The organism is Aminobacter sp. BA135 (genome assembly GCF_050859125.1).
Classification (GTDB): Bacteria; Pseudomonadota; Alphaproteobacteria; order Rhizobiales; family Rhizobiaceae; genus Aminobacter; species Aminobacter ciceronei.
On the sequence record NZ_CP139572.1, the window covers coordinates 2,948,597 to 2,965,154 of the forward strand.

At 64.1% G+C, this 16,558-nt stretch carries 18 protein-coding genes; 13 read left to right on the plus strand and 5 right to left on the minus strand.

Annotated features, from left to right (window positions below; genetic code table 11):
• Nucleotides 1-11: 11 nt before the first annotated feature.
• From SLT36_RS14305 to SLT36_RS14335, 7 genes are all read left to right on the plus strand, one after another.
• Nucleotides 12-809, plus strand: coding sequence for an FAD binding domain-containing protein (locus SLT36_RS14305; RefSeq protein ID WP_432283252.1), 798 nt, complete (start codon nucleotides 12-14; stop codon nucleotides 807-809).
• A gap of 66 nt (nucleotides 810-875) precedes the next feature.
• Nucleotides 876-1,229: a VOC family protein gene (locus tag SLT36_RS14310; protein ID WP_432283253.1), complete on the plus strand. Its 354-nt coding sequence runs from the start codon at nucleotides 876-878 to the stop codon at nucleotides 1,227-1,229.
• Between the two features lie 108 nt (nucleotides 1,230-1,337).
• Nucleotides 1,338-2,480: an alpha-hydroxy acid oxidase gene (locus SLT36_RS14315; protein WP_432283254.1), complete on the plus strand. Its 1,143-nt coding sequence runs from the start codon at nucleotides 1,338-1,340 to the stop codon at nucleotides 2,478-2,480.
• Nucleotides 2,481-2,507: 27 nt separating this feature from the next.
• Nucleotides 2,508-2,927 (plus strand): YbaN family protein, encoded by a 420-nt coding sequence (locus SLT36_RS14320; protein ID WP_432283255.1) that lies wholly within the window; start codon nucleotides 2,508-2,510, stop codon nucleotides 2,925-2,927.
• A gap of 123 nt (nucleotides 2,928-3,050) precedes the next feature.
• Nucleotides 3,051-4,055 (plus strand): tRNA dihydrouridine(20/20a) synthase DusA, encoded by a 1,005-nt coding sequence (dusA, locus tag SLT36_RS14325; RefSeq protein WP_432283256.1) that lies wholly within the window; start codon nucleotides 3,051-3,053, stop codon nucleotides 4,053-4,055.
• A 268-nt stretch (nucleotides 4,056-4,323) separates the two neighbouring features.
• Nucleotides 4,324-6,957 carry an ATP-binding protein gene (locus SLT36_RS14330; protein ID WP_432283257.1) on the plus strand — a complete coding sequence of 878 codons (2,634 nt, stop codon included), beginning with the start codon at nucleotides 4,324-4,326 and terminating at the stop codon, nucleotides 6,955-6,957.
• The gene (locus SLT36_RS14335) at nucleotides 6,954-8,156 is read left to right on the plus strand and encodes a sensor histidine kinase (protein ID WP_432283258.1); all 1,203 of its coding nucleotides are present in this window, start codon (nucleotides 6,954-6,956) and stop codon (nucleotides 8,154-8,156) included. The genes SLT36_RS14330 and SLT36_RS14335 overlap by 4 nt, the downstream gene beginning before the upstream one ends.
• Here the strand turns inward: SLT36_RS14335 and SLT36_RS14340 are convergent.
• Both SLT36_RS14340 and SLT36_RS14345 read right to left on the minus strand, forming a co-directional pair.
• The gene (locus tag SLT36_RS14340) at nucleotides 8,141-8,878 is read right to left on the minus strand and encodes a response regulator (RefSeq protein WP_432283259.1); all 738 of its coding nucleotides are present in this window, start codon (nucleotides 8,876-8,878) and stop codon (nucleotides 8,141-8,143) included. The genes SLT36_RS14335 and SLT36_RS14340 overlap by 16 nt on opposite strands.
• 240 nt (nucleotides 8,879-9,118) lie before the next feature.
• Nucleotides 9,119-9,244, minus strand: a complete 126-nt coding sequence (locus SLT36_RS14345; protein WP_432283260.1) for a hypothetical protein — start codon at nucleotides 9,242-9,244, stop codon at nucleotides 9,119-9,121.
• Between SLT36_RS14345 and fmdA the strand changes: the two genes are divergently transcribed.
• The 3 genes from fmdA to SLT36_RS14360 all read left to right on the plus strand — a co-directional run bounded on the left by fmdA (nucleotide 9,243) and on the right by SLT36_RS14360 (nucleotide 11,457).
• Nucleotides 9,243-10,469: a formamidase gene (gene fmdA, locus SLT36_RS14350; RefSeq protein ID WP_432283261.1), complete on the plus strand. Its 1,227-nt coding sequence runs from the start codon at nucleotides 9,243-9,245 to the stop codon at nucleotides 10,467-10,469. The two genes, SLT36_RS14345 and fmdA, sit on opposite strands and share 2 nt — an antisense overlap.
• Nucleotides 10,470-10,539: 70 nt before the next feature.
• Nucleotides 10,540-11,052 (plus strand): AmiS/UreI family transporter, encoded by a 513-nt coding sequence (locus tag SLT36_RS14355; RefSeq protein WP_432283262.1) that lies wholly within the window; start codon nucleotides 10,540-10,542, stop codon nucleotides 11,050-11,052.
• Nucleotides 11,053-11,157: 105 nt separating this feature from the next.
• Nucleotides 11,158-11,457: an FmdB family zinc ribbon protein gene (locus tag SLT36_RS14360; RefSeq protein WP_432283263.1), complete on the plus strand. Its 300-nt coding sequence runs from the start codon at nucleotides 11,158-11,160 to the stop codon at nucleotides 11,455-11,457.
• 4 nt (nucleotides 11,458-11,461) lie between these two features.
• Here SLT36_RS14360 and SLT36_RS14365 read toward each other — a convergent pair whose 3' ends face one another.
• Nucleotides 11,462-12,163, minus strand: coding sequence for a TIGR02281 family clan AA aspartic protease (locus SLT36_RS14365; protein WP_432283264.1), 702 nt, complete (start codon nucleotides 12,161-12,163; stop codon nucleotides 11,462-11,464).
• Between the two features lie 15 nt (nucleotides 12,164-12,178).
• Entirely contained in the window at nucleotides 12,179-12,409 is a 231-nt protein-coding gene (locus SLT36_RS14370; RefSeq protein ID WP_432283265.1) for a DUF1289 domain-containing protein, read from the minus strand.
• Nucleotides 12,410-12,594: 185 nt separating this feature from the next.
• On the opposite strand from SLT36_RS14370, the gene SLT36_RS14375 reads away from it, so the two are divergent.
• The gene (locus SLT36_RS14375) at nucleotides 12,595-13,590 is read left to right on the plus strand and encodes a nicotinate-nucleotide--dimethylbenzimidazole phosphoribosyltransferase (RefSeq protein WP_067961200.1); all 996 of its coding nucleotides are present in this window, start codon (nucleotides 12,595-12,597) and stop codon (nucleotides 13,588-13,590) included.
• Between the two features lie 97 nt (nucleotides 13,591-13,687).
• On the opposite strand, the gene SLT36_RS14380 is transcribed toward SLT36_RS14375, so the two are convergent.
• Nucleotides 13,688-15,202, minus strand: a complete 1,515-nt coding sequence (locus tag SLT36_RS14380) for a sensor histidine kinase (protein ID WP_432283266.1) — start codon at nucleotides 15,200-15,202, stop codon at nucleotides 13,688-13,690.
• 77 nt (nucleotides 15,203-15,279) lie between these two features.
• Here SLT36_RS14380 and SLT36_RS14385 point away from each other — a divergent pair, with 77 nt between their 5' ends.
• Both SLT36_RS14385 and SLT36_RS14390 read left to right on the plus strand, forming a co-directional pair.
• Complete coding sequence (locus SLT36_RS14385; RefSeq protein ID WP_432283267.1) at nucleotides 15,280-15,897, plus strand: thermonuclease family protein; 618 nt, start codon at nucleotides 15,280-15,282, stop codon at nucleotides 15,895-15,897.
• 47 nt (nucleotides 15,898-15,944) lie between these two features.
• Nucleotides 15,945-16,556, plus strand: a complete 612-nt coding sequence (locus SLT36_RS14390) for a glutathione S-transferase (RefSeq protein WP_432283268.1) — start codon at nucleotides 15,945-15,947, stop codon at nucleotides 16,554-16,556.
• Nucleotides 16,557-16,558 lie beyond the last annotated feature (2 nt).

The window sequence follows — 16,558 nt, forward strand, 5'->3', positions numbered from 1 at the left end:
GAGGACGCACCATGTATTCCGTCAGCTATCATCGCGCCACCTCGGTCGCGGACGCCGCCAAGAAGATCAAGAGCGGTGACGCCAAATATCTCGCCGGCGGCATGACGCTGATCCCGGCGATGAAGACACGGCTCGCAGCGCCCTCGGACCTGGTCGACCTGAACCACATCGCCGACCTCAAGGGCGTCAAGGTCTCGGGCAAGAACGTCACCATCGGTGCGGCGACGACGCATTTCGACGTCGCCAATGACGAGAAGCTGAAAAAGGTCTGCCCGGCCTTGTCGCATCTCGCCAGCCACATCGGCGATCCCGCCGTCCGGCATCGCGGCACCATCGGCGGGTCGGTCGCCAACAACGATCCGGCGGCCGACTACCCCTCGGCGCTGCTGGCGCTGGGCGCGACCATCGTCACCAACAAGCGCCAGATCGCCGCCGACAAGTTCTTCAAGGGCCTGTTCGAAACAGCGCTCAAGGACGACGAGATCGTCACTGCCGTCACCTTCACCGCGCCGGCCAGGTCGGGCTACGCCAAGTTCCCGAACCCGGCGTCGCGTTATGCCATGACCGGCGTGTTCGTGACCAAGGGCAAGGATGGCGTGCGCGCGGCGGTCACCGGGGCAGGCGACGATGGCGTGTTCCGCTCCAAGGAGATCGAGGCGGCGCTGACCAGGAGGTTCGAGGCATCGGCGCTGGAGGGGGTGACGGTTCCATCAGGCAGTCTGATGGGTGACATCCATGCCACACCGGAGTATCGCGCCAACCTGGTGGTGGTGATGGCCAAACGTGCGGTCATGGCCGCCAACGCCTGAGCCAGCAAACGCAAAATGCCGAGAGGGGCCTCCGGGCCCCTTTTGACGTCAGAAAGGAAACAAGACATGGCTGTTCGTCGCATCGTCGCCAATCTCCACGCAGCCGAGCCCAGTGCAGCACAAGCATTCTACGGCGACCTGCTCGGGCTCGACATTCTCATGGATCACGGCTGGATCCTGACCTTCGGCACCGGCGGCTCGATGACACCGCAGCTCGGCGTTGCCAGCGAGGGTGGGGCGGGTACGCCGGTGCCGGTGCTTTCGATCGAGGTCGACAATGTCGATGAGCTCTATGACAGGGTGAAGGCTGCACGCCATGAGATCGTCTACGATCTTGCCGATGAGCCCTGGGGCGTCAGGCGGTTTTTTGTCCGCGATCCCCTAGGCAACATCGTCAACATCCTCGAACACCAGGCATAGAACGAAAGTCTGCGACAGCAGGACAGACATCTTGCCGGTCAGGCCTTGGCATCGGTCGCGAAGGCGGCTTACATGCCGCCGGTCATCAGCATCCTGGAGCATAGTGGAATGGCGCGTCCGATTACCTCGATCGCCGATCTTCGAGCCATCGCCAAGCGCCGGGTGCCGCGCATGTTCTACGACTATTGCGATTCCGGCTCCTGGACCGAGAGCACCTATCGCGAGAATGAGAGCGACTTCGTGCCGATCAAGCTGCGCCAGCGCGTTGCCGTCGACCTGCGCGACCGCACGCTTGAAACGACGATGGCCGGCGAGACAGTGTCGATGCCGGTGGCGATCGCGCCTACGGGGCTTACCGGCATGCAGCATGCCGACGGCGAGATTCATGGCGCACGCGCTGCAGAGAAGGCCGGCATTCCGTTCACGCTGTCGACGATGAGCATCTGCTCGATCGAGGACATCGCCGAGAATACGTCGAAGCCGTTCTGGTTCCAGCTCTATGTGATGCGCGACCGCGAATTCGTCTCGAACCTGATCCGTCGCGCCAAGGCTGCCAGATGCTCGGCCCTGGTGCTGACGCTCGACCTGCAGATTCTCGGCCAGCGCCACAAGGACATTGTCAACGGCCTGTCGACGCCGCCGCGCATGACGGTTGCCAACATCATCAATCTGGCGACCAAGCCGCGCTGGTGCCTCAACATGCTGCGCACCAACCGGCGCACCTTCCGCAACATCGCCGGTCACGCCAAGGGCGTCACCGATCTGCGGTCGCTGTCGTCATGGACCGCCGAACAGTTCGACCCGGCGCTCAGCTGGGACGACGTGAAGTGGATCAAGGACCAGTGGGGCGGCAAGCTGATCCTCAAGGGAATCCTCGATGCCGAGGACGCCGAGAAGGCCGTGGCAAGCGGTGCGGATGCGCTGATCGTCTCCAACCATGGCGGCCGCCAACTCGACGGCGCGGTTTCCTCGATCTCGGCGCTGCCCGGCATTGTCGATGCGGTCGGCGACCGCATCGAGGTGCTGATGGATGGCGGCATCCGCTCCGGCCAGGACGTGCTCAAGGCCGTGGCCCTTGGCGCCAAGGGCGTGTTCATCGGCCGCTCGTTCCTCTATGGCCTCGGCGCCGGCGGCGAGGCGGGCGTGACCGCGTGCCTCGACATCATCCGCAAGGAGCTCGATGTCACCATGGCCTTCTGCGGCCTGCGCGACATCAAGGACGTCGACAGCCGCATCATCGCCCGGCGCTGAGGGTTCGGCTGGGCTGGCGGCTACGCGATGAAGCAGCTTTTGCGACGCGCTGGTGCGATGAGTTCGAGCGCCAAGCGCGGCGTCTATTTCGCGCTCGGTCTGCTGATGCTGGCGCTCGGCATTGTCGGCGCCTTCTTGCCTGTCATGCCGACCACGATCTTCATTATCCTGGCTGCCTGGTGCTTTGGTCGCTCGTCGCCGCGCTTCGAGGGATGGCTGCTCGGCCATGCGACTTTCGGCCCGCCCTTACGCGCCTGGCGCGAGCAGGGTGCCATCCCGCGCCGGGCCAAGATCATGGCCTGGACAGGCATGGCCCTCGGCTACGGCCTGTTCTGGTTGAGCAAGCCTGGCCCGTGGGTGGCGGTCGGCGTGTCACTGGTCTTTGTCGCTGGCGCCGTTTATGTCGGCACGCGGCCCGAGCCCAAACCAAGCCAAGCGGACGACTGACGTCCGAGACTGTCGCGTCGCCTTTTGGGCGGGACCGGTCGGATTTGGCCTTCCGTGCCTTGTTGTGGTAGGGAGCGGTCTTATCTGAAGGGCGATTGCCGCCCCACATACATTCGAGACCTCATGACCAAGCTCTACGCCGACGGCGCGAAAATCGTCGCCGTCGCACCGATGATGGATTGGACGGACAGGCATTGCCGGTTCTTCCACCGCCAGCTGACGCGCAAGGCGCTGCTGTACACCGAGATGGTGGTGGCTGATGCCGTCATCCACGGTGCGCGGGATCGGCTGCTTGCCTTTGATGCCTGCGAGCATCCGGTTGCCTTGCAGCTCGGCGGTTCCGATCCAGCCAAGCTGGCGGAGGCCGCGCGCATCGGCGAGGCATTCGGCTATGACGAGATCAATCTCAATGTCGGCTGTCCATCGGACCGTGTCCAGTCCGGCACCTTCGGCGCTTGCCTGATGAAGACGCCCGATCTCGTCGCCGAAGGGTTGGCGGCGATGAAGAACGCGGTGAAGATCCCTGTCACGGTGAAATGCCGCATCGGCGTCGACGACCAGGATCCCGAGCCGGCGCTCGACGTGCTTGCCGATGGCGTCTTTGCCGCCGGTGCGCACGCACTCTGGGTGCATGCGCGCAAGGCCTGGCTGGAAGGGCTGAGTCCCAAGGAAAACCGCGACATCCCGCCGCTCGACTATGGACGTGTCTATCGCCTGAAGGCCCGCATGCCCGATCGGTACATCGGCATCAATGGCGGCATCCCGACGCTCGAGGAAACGCGCGCGCATCTTGAGCATGTCGACGGCGTGATGCTTGGGCGTGCCGCCTATCACACGCCTGGTGTGTTGACCGGCGCGGACGCCGTGCTGCAGGGCGAGCCGGCGCAGGATTTCGACTTTGCCGGGCTGATCGAGGTCATGGCCGACTATGCCGGCAGGCATATCGCCGGCGGAGGTCGCCTCGGCCATGTCAGCCGCCACATGGTCGGGCTGTTCCATGGCCTCGCCGGCGCGCGGCGCTATCGCCAGATCCTGTCGACCGACGCCAACAAGCCGGGTGCCGGGCCGCAGGTCTTGCGCGATGCCTTCGCTGCGGTCGATCTTACGAGCCGCAGCGAAGCGGCATAGTCTCGACGGCGTTAGCCTGGTCCGGCGAGGGCAGGTTCAGGATCGCTTTGCTTTGTCCGGCCAGCCGGGCGGCGCGATGACGCCGATTTCCGCAGCAGCGCGTCGATGCGCCATCCAGCCCGTTTGTTGCGACGGCCGCTCCAACGTTGCCGGGCGGGCTGGCCTCGCCATTTGGTTTGTGTGATCATTTGGCGGGGGCATGTTCGAGGAGGGGCGTTTTCATGTGCCGATTGCCGGGCGGAGCTATGGCGCATGAAGGCTTTGCGTGATGGAAACGCCGCAACTGCCGGCCTTGCGATCCTACCACTCCTGGATCGCCAACGAGACGCTGGAGGATTATTCACTCCGATACGCGGCCCGGTCGTTTCGCCGTTGGTCGCCATTCGTCATTGCCAACACAGCACTCGGCGGCATTTCATTTCTCGCCCTTGAGGCCATCGGCGGCGCGATCACGCTGAGCTACGGCTTCGCCAACGCCTTTCCGGCGATCCTGGTGACCTGCCTGTTCGTTTTCGTGACGAGCCTGCCGATCGCCTATTATTCCAGCCGCCACAACATCGACATGGACCTTTTGACGCGCGGCGCGGGCTTTGGCTATATCGGGTCGACGATCACCTCGCTGATCTACGCGACATTCACCTTCATCTTTTTTGCCCTCGAAGGCGTGATCATGGCGCAGGCGCTCCACCTGTTCGCCGATGTGCCGCTGGTGCTGGGTTATGTCATCTCCTCGGTGGTCATCATCCCCATCACCTTCATGGGCGTGACGCTGATCAGCAAGCTGCAGCTGCTGTCGCAGCCGATCTGGATCGCCATGCATCTGGCGCCCTTCGCCTACATCCTGTTTGCCCATCCCGACACGCTGAACGAGTGGGCGGCTTTCGTCGGCAGCGATGTGGCAGGCGAGGGGTTCAACGTCCTGGCCTTCGGCTCGGCCATCGGCGTTCTGTGCGCGCTGTCGATCCAGATCGGCGAACAGGTCGACTATCTGCGCTTCCTGCCTGACAGGACGCGTGAGAACCGTTTCCGCTGGTGGGCGGCGGTGATTGCCGCAGGGCCGGGCTGGATCGTCGTCGGCGGTTTCAAGATCCTGTGCGGCAGCCTGCTTGCGGTGCTCGCCATCCAGGCCGGGCTGTCGCGCTCGACGGCGCTCGAACCCATCCACATGTACATCATCGCCTATGAATATGTCAGCGCCGACCCGCGCGTCGTGCTCGCCCTGGCCGCTGTTTTCGTGCTGATCTCGCAGGTCAAGATCAACGTCACCAATGCCTATGCCGGTTCGCTGGCCTGGTCCAATTTCTTCTCGCGTGTCACCCATTACCACCCCGGCCGGGTCGTCTGGCTGGTGTTCAACATCCTGATCTCGCTGCTTCTGATGCTGCTGGGCATTTTCCAGACGCTGGAGCTGGTGCTGGCGGTCTATTCGATCATCGCCGCTGCCTGGATAGGCTCGATCTTTGCCGACCTCGCCATCCTTAAGCCGATCGGAGTCAGCCCGGCATTCCCGGAGTTCAAGCGCGCTTATCTCTACAACTTCAACCCCGTCGGCTGCGGTTCGATGGCGCTGGCGTCGTTCGTTGCCCTGCTGTGTTTTTCCGGCATTTTCGGCGTCATGGCGCAGGCCTATGCCGCGCCGATCGCCTTTGTCACGGCACTCGGCTCCGCTGTGGCCATCGGTGTTGCCACCAAGGGGCGGTATTATCTGGCGCGCCAGCCCGTCGATCTGCCGGCGGCGCCGTCGGACGCCAATCTGTGCGCCATCTGCGGCGTCACCTACGAAGGCTCCGACATGGTGCATTGCACCTTCTACGAGCAGCCGATCTGTTCGCTGTGCTGCAGCCTGGATTCGCATTGCCATGATGTCTGCAAGTCGCCGGGGGGCGAGTTGCAGACGTCGCGCTCGCGCTATTTCGGCCAGGCGCTGCCGCATATTCGCGACAAGATCGCCCCGCGCATGGGCCAGCGCCTGCTCAAGGTGGCGGGTGTGCTGTTTGCGCTCGCGGTGATATCGGGCGGCGTGTTTCTGCTGACCTATCGCTTGATCGAGCCCGGGGCGGAGCAGCCGCATCTGGCAAGCGGCCAGTTGCTTCTCAGGGTCTTTCTCGCGCTGCTGCCGCTGCTCGGCATCGGCGCCTGGTGGATCGTGCTGTCGCAGGAGAGTCGGGAACTTGCCGAGCGCGATCTTGTCGCCTCGCTGGAAAAGTTGCGGCAGACGCAGCGAGACCTGGCGAGCAACGAGCGCCTCGCCGCCATCGGTCAGATCACGGCAACCGTCAGCCACGAGCTGCGCAATCCGCTTGGCACGTTGGTGACGTCAGCCGACGTGTTGCGCCGCTCGCTGAAGAGCGCGGACGCACCGGTACTCTCGGAATTGGAACGGCTGCAGCGAAACGCCTGGCGCTGTGTGCGGATCATCGAGGACCTGCTCGATTTCTCGCGCAAGCACGCCCTGGTCGTCTCGCCGATCCTGATCGACCGATGGGTGGCCCAGCATGTCGCCGAACAGGAGGCTGCGCGACCGATACAGCTGGAACTTGCCGCCGGATGCAGGATATCGGCCGACGGCGAGCGGTTGCGGCAGGCCTTTTCCAACGTCCTGGCCAACGCGCTGCAGGCCTGCGAGACGGCGGATGACGCGGCAATCGTCGTCTCGACCCGCTGCGAGGGCAACAACGCCATCATCTGCGTTGCCGACAATGGGACCGGCATGTCGCGCGAGACGGCGGCGCGGGTGTTCGAGCCGCTGTTCAGCACCAAGGCGTTCGGCGTCGGATTGGGCATGCCGCTGGTCAAGCGCATCGTCGAGCAGCATGGCGGCTCGGTGCTGATCGACAGCGAGCAGGGCGCCGGCACGCGCGTCTCGATCGTGTTGCCGCGCGCGGGCGCTGGTTCGTCATGACCGACCAGACCGATCTGCAGACCGATTTCATCGGCGACGACGTCATTCCGCATGCAGCCGAGCCGACCGAGAAGAAGCGTGTTCTCATCGTCGACGACGACGAGGATTTTGCCGCAAGCCTCGCCGGATTGCTCGAGCTCGAAGGCTATCAGGCGATCATCGCGCATGATCCGCCGTCAGCCCAGCGCGCTTTGGCCTTGCACCTGCCCGCGGTGGCCCTTGTCGACGTGCGGTTGGGCGTCGGCAACGGGGTCGAACTGGTCAAGGCGTTTCGCCAGCAAAGCCCCGATCTCATCTGCCTGATGGTCACAGCCTATGCCTCGGTCGAAACGGCGGTGGAGGCGTTGCAGGCCGGCGCCTACGACTATCTGTGCAAGCCGTTCCACAGTGCCGATCTGTTGGCGACGCTGGAGCGCTGCTTCGAACGCACGCGCCTGATGGAGGAAAAGCGCCTGGTCGCCGAGCGGCTCGGCCAGATGCAGCGCATCGAGGCGATGGGACAGCTGACCGGCGGCATCGCGCACGACTTCAACAACATCCTGGCTGTCCTGCTCGGCAATCTGCGCTGGCTGCAGGAGCACGTGCAGACCGAGCCTCAGCTGGCGCAGATGGTCGACGATGCGCTGGAGGCGGTGAAGGCAGGGACGGAGCTGACCTCGCGCCTGCTCAATTTCGGCCGCCGCGAGGGCGGTGACACGGCCCGTGTCGATCCGGGTGAGGCGCTGCCCGACCTGATGCGCGTCTTGCGTCGCACGCTGGACGACAAGATCGGCCTGTCGCTCGAACTGGCGGACGATCTGCATGAGGTCGAAGTTCAGCCGGCACAATTGGAAACCAGCCTGCTCAACCTGGCGCTCAACGCGCGCGACGCAATGCCGGATGGCGGCCTGCTTCGGTTCGAGGCCTGCAATTTTGTCGTCCGGCCCGATGACGCCCGCGTCGCCTCGGGCCTGTTGCCCGGTCAATATGTCGTCATTTCGGTGATCGACACCGGCCACGGCATGCCGGTGGCAGTGCGGCGCCGGGCGCTGGAACCGCTGTTCACCACCAAAGCAGCGGGAAAGGGCAGTGGCCTCGGCCTGCCGATGGTCGATGGCTTCGTGCGACAGTCGGGCGGGCGCCTGGGCATCTCCAGCAAGCCGGACGAGGGCACCCGGATCAATCTCTATCTGCCGCGGGCAGTTCAGTCCCGGCCCTGAGGGGCGAACATGTAGCCGACGCCGCGAATGGTCTTGATGAATTGGGTGTCGCGCGCATTGTCCCGCAACTTGCGGCGTATCTTGCCGATCAGCACGTCGATGCTGCGGTCGTAAGGCGTCCAGTTGCGGTTGGCGACGATGTCGAGGATCTGTTCGCGCGACAGGATCCGGCCGCGCCGTTCGATCAACGCCGACAGGATCTGGAACTCCTGGCTGGTGAGCCGCACGTTTTCGCCGTTCGGCGACGACAGCTTGTAGCGTGCGGGATCGAGCCGCCAGCCATCGAAACAGACCGCCGCCGAGCGATCCGTCTCCACTTGCTCGGGCAGGTTGATGCGCTTGGCAAAACGCCGCATCACCGTGCGCACCCGCGCCAGGAGCTCGCGCGGTTCGAAAGGCTTGGTGATGTAGTCGTCGGCCCCGAGTTCGAGGCAGACGACCTTGTCGATCGTGCTGTTCTTGCCCGACAGCATGATCAGCGGCAGGTCGTATTGCGAGCGCATGCTGCGCGCCAGCGTCACACCGTCCTCGCCGACGGGAAAGCCGAGATCGAGGATGACGAGATCGAAGGCCTCGTCGGCCAGCGCCCGCCGCATCGAACGTCCGTCATGGACGCTGACGATGGCGTAACTTTCGCTGGTCAGGAATTTTTCCAGAAAGCTGCACAGCCGACGATCATCATCGACAATGAGAATGCGTGGTCTTGGCTCGGCAACTGACATGGCAGCTACGATAATCGCAATTCATGGGCCCGGTCGAGAAGGGAAGATGGCCATTGGTCGCGGTCGGTGCCGCGGATCCGCGGGTGCGGGCAGATCGGCATCCTTCCTGCGCGGAAATGTTTGTCTAATACACTGAAAATTCTAGCTAAAATTGACGGTCTGGCTTGCGCGGCCCATGCCTGCAGCCGTCCGTTTGGTTACAAAAAATTACAATACGGCCCGCTTTCCGATGCATGGCGATTACATGCCGCTCCTAGCTTGGCGGCGCACGGTGATGCCGGGCGGCGTCGCGCTGCCCGGCGCAGCAACGGGGACGGCGCGCAAGCCGCCCTCCTGCACGCCGGCATTGAGGAGGAACAGCCGCATGCCACAGACAGTATTCTCAGTCGATCTGAACAAGGCGCCCGAAGACCATGCCATCAAGACCCACAACCGGTGGCATCCCGATATCCCGATGGTCGAGTATCTCAAGCCCGGGCGCACCTACCGGGTGGAGTGCCATGACTGGACGGGAGGCCAGATCGGCAACAACAACAGCGCCAACGATGTCCGCGACGTCGACCTGACGCGCGTGCATTATCTCAGCGGCCCGTTCGGCGTCGACGGCGCCGAACCCGGCGATTTGCTGGTCGTCGACATTCTTGATCTCGGCGCGAAGCCCGATTCGGAATGGGGCTTCAACGGCCTGTTCGCCAAGGAAAATGGCGGCGGCTTCCTGACCGAGCACTATCCGGAGGCCAGCAAGTCCTGCTGGGATTTCCACGGCATCTACACGACGTCGCGCCACATTCCTGGCGTGCGCTACCCCGGCATCATCCATCCCGGCCTGATCGGCTGCCTGCCGGACCACAAGCTGCTTGCCGAAGCCAACCGGCGCGAAGCCGCGTTGGTGGCGACCGATTCGGCTCGCGTGCCGCCTCTGGCAGCCCTGCCATATGCCGAAACGGCATTGATGGGCCAGATGAAGGGCGATGCCGCTCGAACGGCCGCGGCCGAAGCCTGGCGCACGGTGCCGCCGCGCGAACACGGTGGCAACTGCGACATCAAGAACCTGTCGCGCGGTTCGAAGGTCTACTTCCCGGTATACGTGAAAGGTGGCGGCCTCTCGATGGGAGACATCCACTTCTCGCAGGGCGACGGCGAAATCACCTTCTGCGGCGCCATTGAAATGGCTGGCTGGGTCGATATCAGCGTCGACGTCATCAAGGGCGGCATGGCGAAATACGGCGTCATCAACCCGATCTTCAAGCCGAGCCCGATCGACCCGCATTTCGACGACTATCTCATCTTCGAGGGCATCTCTGTCGATGAGCATACCGGCGAGCAATATTACCTCGACGCTCATGTCGCCTATCGCCGGGCCTGCCTGAATGCCATCGAGTACCTCAAGAAATTCGGCTACTCGGGCGAACAGGCCTACATGATCCTCGGCACGGCACCGGTCGAGGGGCGCATCGCCGGCATCGTCGACATCCCCAACGTCTGCGCCACCCTGGCCATTCCTACGGCGATCTTCGACTTCGACATCAATCCCAATGCGCTCGGGCCCAAGAAGCAGGACTTCAAGGCCGACGTCGCCAAGACGAGCTGATCAGGCTGCACAACAACAATGAAGCGACGGTCAGGCCCGGTCCTGGCCGGCGCTCTCCTGGGAGGGATTCATGCTGCTTGGATTTGCTTTGCTTTATGTCGGTGCCGTCCTGTTTCTGAACGGACTTTGGCTTCTCGGAAAGATCGAAGACCGGGAAATCGTCGTCATCAACGTGGTCTCGGGTGTCGTCACGCTGTGCGCGTCGCTCGCCTGGGCGTTCGGACCCGCTGCCGATGCTGCCTCGATCAAGGGGGCGGCGCTGACGATCCTGTTTTCGGCGACCTATTTTTGGGTGGCCTATAACAGGGTGGTGAAGGTCGACGGGCGCGGCCTGGGCTGGTTCAGCCTGTTCGTCGCCATCACCACCATCCCGGTCGCGGTACAAGGACTTTCCACCGCCCAGACGTCGACCGATTTCTGGCTCGCGTCCAACTGGGTGATCTGGGGCGTGCTGTGGTTCCTGTATTTCCTGCTGCTGGCGCTGCAGCGTCCGATCCTGCGGCTGACGGCGGTGGTCACGCTGCTTGCCGGCATCGTCACCGGCTGGGTGCCGGGCTTCCTGCTGCTCGACGGCAAGCTCTGACGCCGGCTTTTCCGGCAAGGCGGCGGTGCGTCTGGCCGCGTGCGGGCGGGCGAGGGCTGTTTTGCCCGCCATACCGTTTCAATTGATGCTTTCTGGAGACTGGTCATGCCGCTCTACAATTATGTTTGCGACGATTGCGGACCGTTTGAAGAATGGGTGCCGATGCAGGACGCGCTTCGGGCATGCGCGTGCCCGCAATGTGAGGAACAGAGCAGCCGGGATGTGGCGGCGCCGCGCCTGAGCCTGATGAACGGCAAGCTGCGCCGCGCATTGGCCCGGTCGGAGGCCAGCGGAAGCGAACCGAAAGTGGTGAAGAAGGCGCATCTTGCCGGTTGTGGCTGCGCCTTGTGCAAGATCGGCAACAAACCCGTGCCGACACGCAAGAAATGGTCGATCGGCCACTAGAGCCCTAGTCGCGCAGGATCATCCTGTCGCCACGCACGTCGAAGCCGGACAGCGAGCCGATGAAATTCATGCCGAGCAGGCTCTGCTCGAGCCCCTGGTCGGCGACGAGCATCGGCAGGTTCCTGCGTTCGATGGTGCCGAGCTGGACGCTCGCCGCCGTGACCCGTGCCGCATGCGCAATGCCGTTGGCAGTCGAGACCGGTACGGTAAAGCTCAGGCTTTCGAGATCGAAGCCGGCGCGGCGGGCATCGGCCACGGTTAGGACGGTGGTTGTGGCGCCCGTGTCGACCATGACATCGATGGTCTGGCCGTTGACCTGCATGCGCGCGCCGAAATGTCCGTTGGTCAGTTTGTCCAGGGTGACGGTCGCGCGGCCATCGCCATCCAGCGCCGACATCGGGCTTCCCGGCACGAGGCCGGCGGTGACGCGGCTGGCGACATCCTGCAGTTCGTAGCGGTACTGATAGCCGGCGACAAACACCAGAACGATCACCACCCACATTGCCAGGCCGCGCACCGTGTCGCCGAAGCGCGTGCCACGGCGCAGGACGCCGGCGCCGATGACCAGCAGCAGCGCGCCGGCGTAGATCAACTGGCCGAAGCTGTCATTGTTGAGGCCGAGCGTTTCGCCCGACGAATGGTTGAGCAGCAAGAGCAGCAGCCCGCCGCCGAGTACGGCAATGACGACCCAGTAAAGCCGGCTCATCTCTGTCTGGTATCCTCAGCTGGGCGCATTTTCGCGCGCCATCCGCGCGCGGCGCGTTTCGCGGCGCGGCTTGCGCTCGATGGTCTCGAGGCGGGCGGGCAAGGTGGCCATGACGGCGCGGCGCGTTTCCGGCGTCATCTTGTACCAGGCGCCGACCTCGTCGCGGGTACGGCCGCAACCGAAGCAATAGCCCGTCGCATCGTCAATCGAGCACAACATGATGCAAGGGGTTTCTATTGCCGTCATCGTCTCGTCCATGGGCCTCTTGCCGATGTATAACATCGGCCCGCCACAGATGATGTAGCCTGCGCGTCATTGCAAGCGCTATCCCGCGACGTCACGTCTCGCCGCCTTGAAGCGATCTCGCGATTGTTTTCGCTCGTCGGGGCGGCTATGCCGCGCATGACCATGACGAACGGCAGGCAGCACCCATGACCAGCGCTTCCCCCTTTGACGATTTCCGCAACCTGTTTGCGCATCTGCCCGAGGGCGATGTCGCCCAGGCAGGCAAGGTCTGGGCGCTGTTTGCCAAGACAGACAAGCCGAAAGGCTCGCTCGGCCGCATCGAGGACATCGCGGCCTGGCTGGCGCGCTGGACGGGCCGCGCGCCACCCTCGGTGCTCAAGCCGATGGTCGCGATCTTTGCCGGCAATCACGGTGTCGCCGCACAGGGCGTGTCGCCGCGAGCCATGGAAGCGACGGCCCAGCGCGTCGAGCTGTGCGCTGCCGGCGGTGCTGCGATCAACCAGATCTGCCTTGCCAACGATCTCGGGCTGAAGGTGCTCGACCTGGCGCTGCACCTGCCGACATCGGACATCACCGTCGAGCCGGCGCTGGACGAACGCGGCTGCGCCGCCACCATGGCTTTCGGCATGGAGGCGATTGCCGGCGGCAGCGATCTGTTCTGCATCGGCGACCTTGGCGTTGCCAACACGACGGTTGCCGCGGCCCTTTGCGCGGCATTGTTCGGCGGCAAGGGCGCCGACTGGGTCGGGCCGGGTTCCGGTGCCGATGCCGCCATGCAGGCGCGCAAGGCCGAAATGGTCGACCGCGCGCTGGCGCTGCATGGCCCTCACATCAAGGACCCGTTCGATGCTTTGCGTCGGGTCGGCGGGCGTGAATTCGCGGCCATTGCCGGTGCCATCCTTGCGGCGCGCATGGAAAAGATGCCGGTGCTGCTCGACGGCTTCGCCACGACCGCTGCCGCCGCCGTGCTTTACGCAGTCGACCGGACGGCGCTCGACCATTGCATGTTCTCGCATGTCTCGACCGAGCCGGGCCATGCCCGCCTGCTGGCCAAGCTCGGCGCGCGGCCCTTGCTCGGGCTTGGCATCGACCATGGCGAGGCGGTTGGTGCTGGGCTTGCCGCAGGCCTGGTCAGGACGGCGGCGCAGATCAGCTCGGGAATGGCAGCAGCTATCCGCTGATATCGCCCATTTCCACGCTTCCTCGAACAGGCTCCAGCTTCTTGATTCCGCGCGATTCCCTAGGGGGAAACCCGCTTCCCGCTTTCCCTGAATTGCCCTAGCGGCGGCCGGCGGTGCTGCGCGCCAGCGAAGGCAGGTCGTCGATGACCCGGGCCGGCGGGAAGACCGCGATGGCCTCGGTGCCTTCGCGTAGCTTCGAGCGCAATTCGAACTCGCCGCCATGCAAGGCAAGCAGGCCCTGGACGATGGGCAGGCCAAGGCCGGTTCCCTGTTCCGCGCTCTTGATGGCGATCGAGCCCTGGCCGAAGGCCGACAGCACGACGGGGATTTCGTCGGCGGGAATGCCCGGGCCCTTGTCCTTGACCGAGATGTACTGACCGCCGCCGGCGGTCCAGCCGACGCGGACGCGGATTTCGCTGCCCGTCGGCGAGAATTTGATGGCGTTGGACAGAAGGTTGAGCGTGATCTGTCGGATGGCGCGTTCGTCGCCGAGCAGGCGCGGCAGCGTCGGCTCGAACTGCTCGACGATCTTGAGATCCTTGTTGCGTGCCTTGAGCTCCATCATGTGGCAGCAATCCTCGACCACCTGGAGCAGCATCAGCGGCTCCTCGTTGAGCTGATAGCGGCCGGCCTCGATGCGCGACAGGTCGAGGATCTCGTTGATGAGGTCGAGCAGGTGCTGGCCCGACTGGTGGATGTCGCGGGAATATTCGCGATAGGTCGGGCTGTTGATCGGGCCGAGAACTTCGCCGGCCATCACTTCCGAAAAGCCGAGGATGGCATTGAGTGGCGTGCGCAGCTCATGGCTCATCGTGGCCAGGAATCGCGACTTGGCGAGATTGGCGTCCTCGGCACGGCGGCGGGCCTCGTCCGACATCGATTTTGCCGTCTCCAATTCGGCAATCAGCGCGTCCATTTCGGACCGGGCGGCCATCAGCAGCAGCGCTGACCGCTTCTTGATCCCGGCAACGAGCGAAAAGAAGGGCAAGGCAGCGACCAGCAGCGCGACCATGACGATGCCAAGCGGCTCGGACAGCTTGACGCCGAAGGCGGCATAGGCGGCGACGGGAACGACGAAAGTTGCGGCCAGTGCGCCGCGCAGCGACGACGCGACGATTGCGGTCGCGGCCATGGCGACGAGCAGGAAGACGCCTTTGACGACCGACAGAAGGCCGGGTTCGCAGGCCGCACAGGTCATGGCGGCGAGATAGGCCCAGGCGAGGCCGGAGACGAAATGGCCAATGAAGAAATTGCGCCGGATGGCCGACGGCGTCATCGCCGCAGGCGCTGCCTCGTCGGCGCGGCGGGCAAGCAAGGCCAACCCGACATAACCCATCATCGCGACCAGCGACCATTTGAGGATGGCATCGTCAGCGCCGAGCAAGAACCCGATGCCGGCGAAGATGACGACGAGAAGCGGCAGGGTTGCCGAATTGGCCCTGATCGAACGAGCGTGCAGCTTCAGCAGTTCGCGGTCGAAAGCCAGGCCGCCCGGCTGCTGGGCCAATTGATCGCGTGTCTTGCGCACAGCACGAGCGACATCGCTGTTGCGATGGCGTTTCCTGCGGTCCACAATGATCTTGTCCGCCGTGTTAGAGCGTTGCAACGGCATGTGATAATTCAGTTTTCGCGCGCGCTTGTCTTCAAGTCCGCACGCTACGTCCGAATGATTAAGGGATTGTTTGCCATATGAGCCGTTCGTGGTCGGGCAGGCCGCGGCAGCGGTATTTCAGGCGCCCGCGCAGTCGTTGGCGCAAGCTTTTCGACTATGCGCTGGCGTTTGCCGTCCTCGGACTGCTGATCCTGGTTTCGGCGCGCCTCGACCGGGTGGAAACGCGCAGGACGGAAGGGGTCGCCGTCGTCAGTGACGGTGATTCGATCACGCTCGGCGGCGAGCGCATCCGCCTGCGCGGCATCGATGCGCCGGAATATTCCCAGATTTGCCGGAAGGACGGCGCTGACTATCCCTGCGGCCGGCGTTCGCGCGAGGCGCTGTCGAAACTTGTCGCTGGGCGCCAGGTGCGTTGCGCCGGCTGGGAGCGCGACCGTTACGGTCGTTTGCTTGGCGAGTGCACGGCTGCCGGAACCGATCTCAACCGTTCGCAGGTGGAAGCCGGCTGGGCTGTTGCCTATGGTGGCTATGAAGCGGAGGAAGCCACAGCGCGGCTTGGCCGAAAGGGCGTGTGGGGCGGCGACTTCGACCGTCCGCGCGATTGGCGCAACATGCATGGCGACATGGCTGAAATCGAACATGGCAGCTATGGGCGCATACTCAACTGGCTGCGGGAAATCTTTCGGTTCTCGTAGCTTGCGGCTTATGCTTGCAAGATCGGTACAAGTCTGAGGAGGCAGATATGAAGCTGTTTGACGGGGGAAGGGCGCCGAATCCGAGGCGCGTGCGCGTGTTCCTGGCCGAAAAAGGCATTGATGTGCCCAGGGTTTCCATCGACATGGGAGCGATGGAACACAAGAAGGCTGATGTGTCCTCGCGCAATCCGCTGCAGCGACTGCCGGTGCTCGAACTCGACGACGGCACGATCCTCACCGAAACGGTCGCCATCTGCCGCTATTTCGAGGAGCTTTATCCCGAGCCCGCCTTGTTCGGCAGCAGTGCGCTCGGCAAGGCCAAGGTCGAGATGTGGCAAAGGCGGATCGAGCAGAACCTGTTCCAGCCGGTGGCCTTCGCCTTCCGCCATACGCATCCGGCGATGAAGGAGTGGGAAATCCCCCAGGTGCCGGAATGGGGCGAGGTCAACCGGCCGAAGGCCATCGAGTTCCTGGCCTTGCTCGACAAGGAACTCGCCGCGCGCGAATTCGTCGCCGGGGACGACTACTCCATCGCCGACATCACCGGATTGTGCGCCATCGACTTCATGAAGCCGGCGAAGATCGTGATGCCGGAGGCGTTTACCAACGTGCAGCGCTGGTATCGCGCGCTGGCGGCACGCCCGAGCGCTGTCGCCTGATC

What these genes read in the sequence shown, in the direction of transcription:
- SLT36_RS14305 (WP_432283252.1), top strand. Translation starts at nt 12, where the DNA reads ATGTATTCCGTCAGCTATCATCGCGCCACCTCGGTCGCGGACGCCGCC.
- SLT36_RS14310 (WP_432283253.1), top strand. Translation starts at nt 876, where the DNA reads ATGGCTGTTCGTCGCATCGTCGCCAATCTCCACGCAGCCGAGCCCAGT.
- SLT36_RS14315 (WP_432283254.1), top strand. Translation starts at nt 1,338, where the DNA reads ATGGCGCGTCCGATTACCTCGATCGCCGATCTTCGAGCCATCGCCAAG.
- SLT36_RS14320 (WP_432283255.1), top strand. Translation starts at nt 2,508, where the DNA reads ATGAAGCAGCTTTTGCGACGCGCTGGTGCGATGAGTTCGAGCGCCAAG.
- dusA (WP_432283256.1), top strand. Translation starts at nt 3,051, where the DNA reads ATGACCAAGCTCTACGCCGACGGCGCGAAAATCGTCGCCGTCGCACCG.
- SLT36_RS14330 (WP_432283257.1), top strand. Translation starts at nt 4,324, where the DNA reads ATGGAAACGCCGCAACTGCCGGCCTTGCGATCCTACCACTCCTGGATC.
- SLT36_RS14335 (WP_432283258.1), top strand. Translation starts at nt 6,954, where the DNA reads ATGACCGACCAGACCGATCTGCAGACCGATTTCATCGGCGACGACGTC.
- SLT36_RS14340 (WP_432283259.1), bottom strand. Translation starts at nt 8,878, where the DNA reads ATGTCAGTTGCCGAGCCAAGACCACGCATTCTCATTGTCGATGATGAT.
- fmdA (WP_432283261.1), top strand. Translation starts at nt 9,243, where the DNA reads ATGCCACAGACAGTATTCTCAGTCGATCTGAACAAGGCGCCCGAAGAC.
- SLT36_RS14345 (WP_432283260.1), bottom strand. Translation starts at nt 9,244, where the DNA reads ATGCGGCTGTTCCTCCTCAATGCCGGCGTGCAGGAGGGCGGCTTGCGC.
- SLT36_RS14355 (WP_432283262.1), top strand. Translation starts at nt 10,540, where the DNA reads ATGCTGCTTGGATTTGCTTTGCTTTATGTCGGTGCCGTCCTGTTTCTG.
- SLT36_RS14360 (WP_432283263.1), top strand. Translation starts at nt 11,158, where the DNA reads ATGCCGCTCTACAATTATGTTTGCGACGATTGCGGACCGTTTGAAGAA.
- SLT36_RS14365 (WP_432283264.1), bottom strand. Translation starts at nt 12,163, where the DNA reads ATGAGCCGGCTTTACTGGGTCGTCATTGCCGTACTCGGCGGCGGGCTG.
- SLT36_RS14370 (WP_432283265.1), bottom strand. Translation starts at nt 12,409, where the DNA reads ATGACGGCAATAGAAACCCCTTGCATCATGTTGTGCTCGATTGACGAT.
- SLT36_RS14375 (WP_067961200.1), top strand. Translation starts at nt 12,595, where the DNA reads ATGACCAGCGCTTCCCCCTTTGACGATTTCCGCAACCTGTTTGCGCAT.
- SLT36_RS14380 (WP_432283266.1), bottom strand. Translation starts at nt 15,202, where the DNA reads ATGCCGTTGCAACGCTCTAACACGGCGGACAAGATCATTGTGGACCGC.
- SLT36_RS14385 (WP_432283267.1), top strand. Translation starts at nt 15,280, where the DNA reads ATGAGCCGTTCGTGGTCGGGCAGGCCGCGGCAGCGGTATTTCAGGCGC.
- SLT36_RS14390 (WP_432283268.1), top strand. Translation starts at nt 15,945, where the DNA reads ATGAAGCTGTTTGACGGGGGAAGGGCGCCGAATCCGAGGCGCGTGCGC.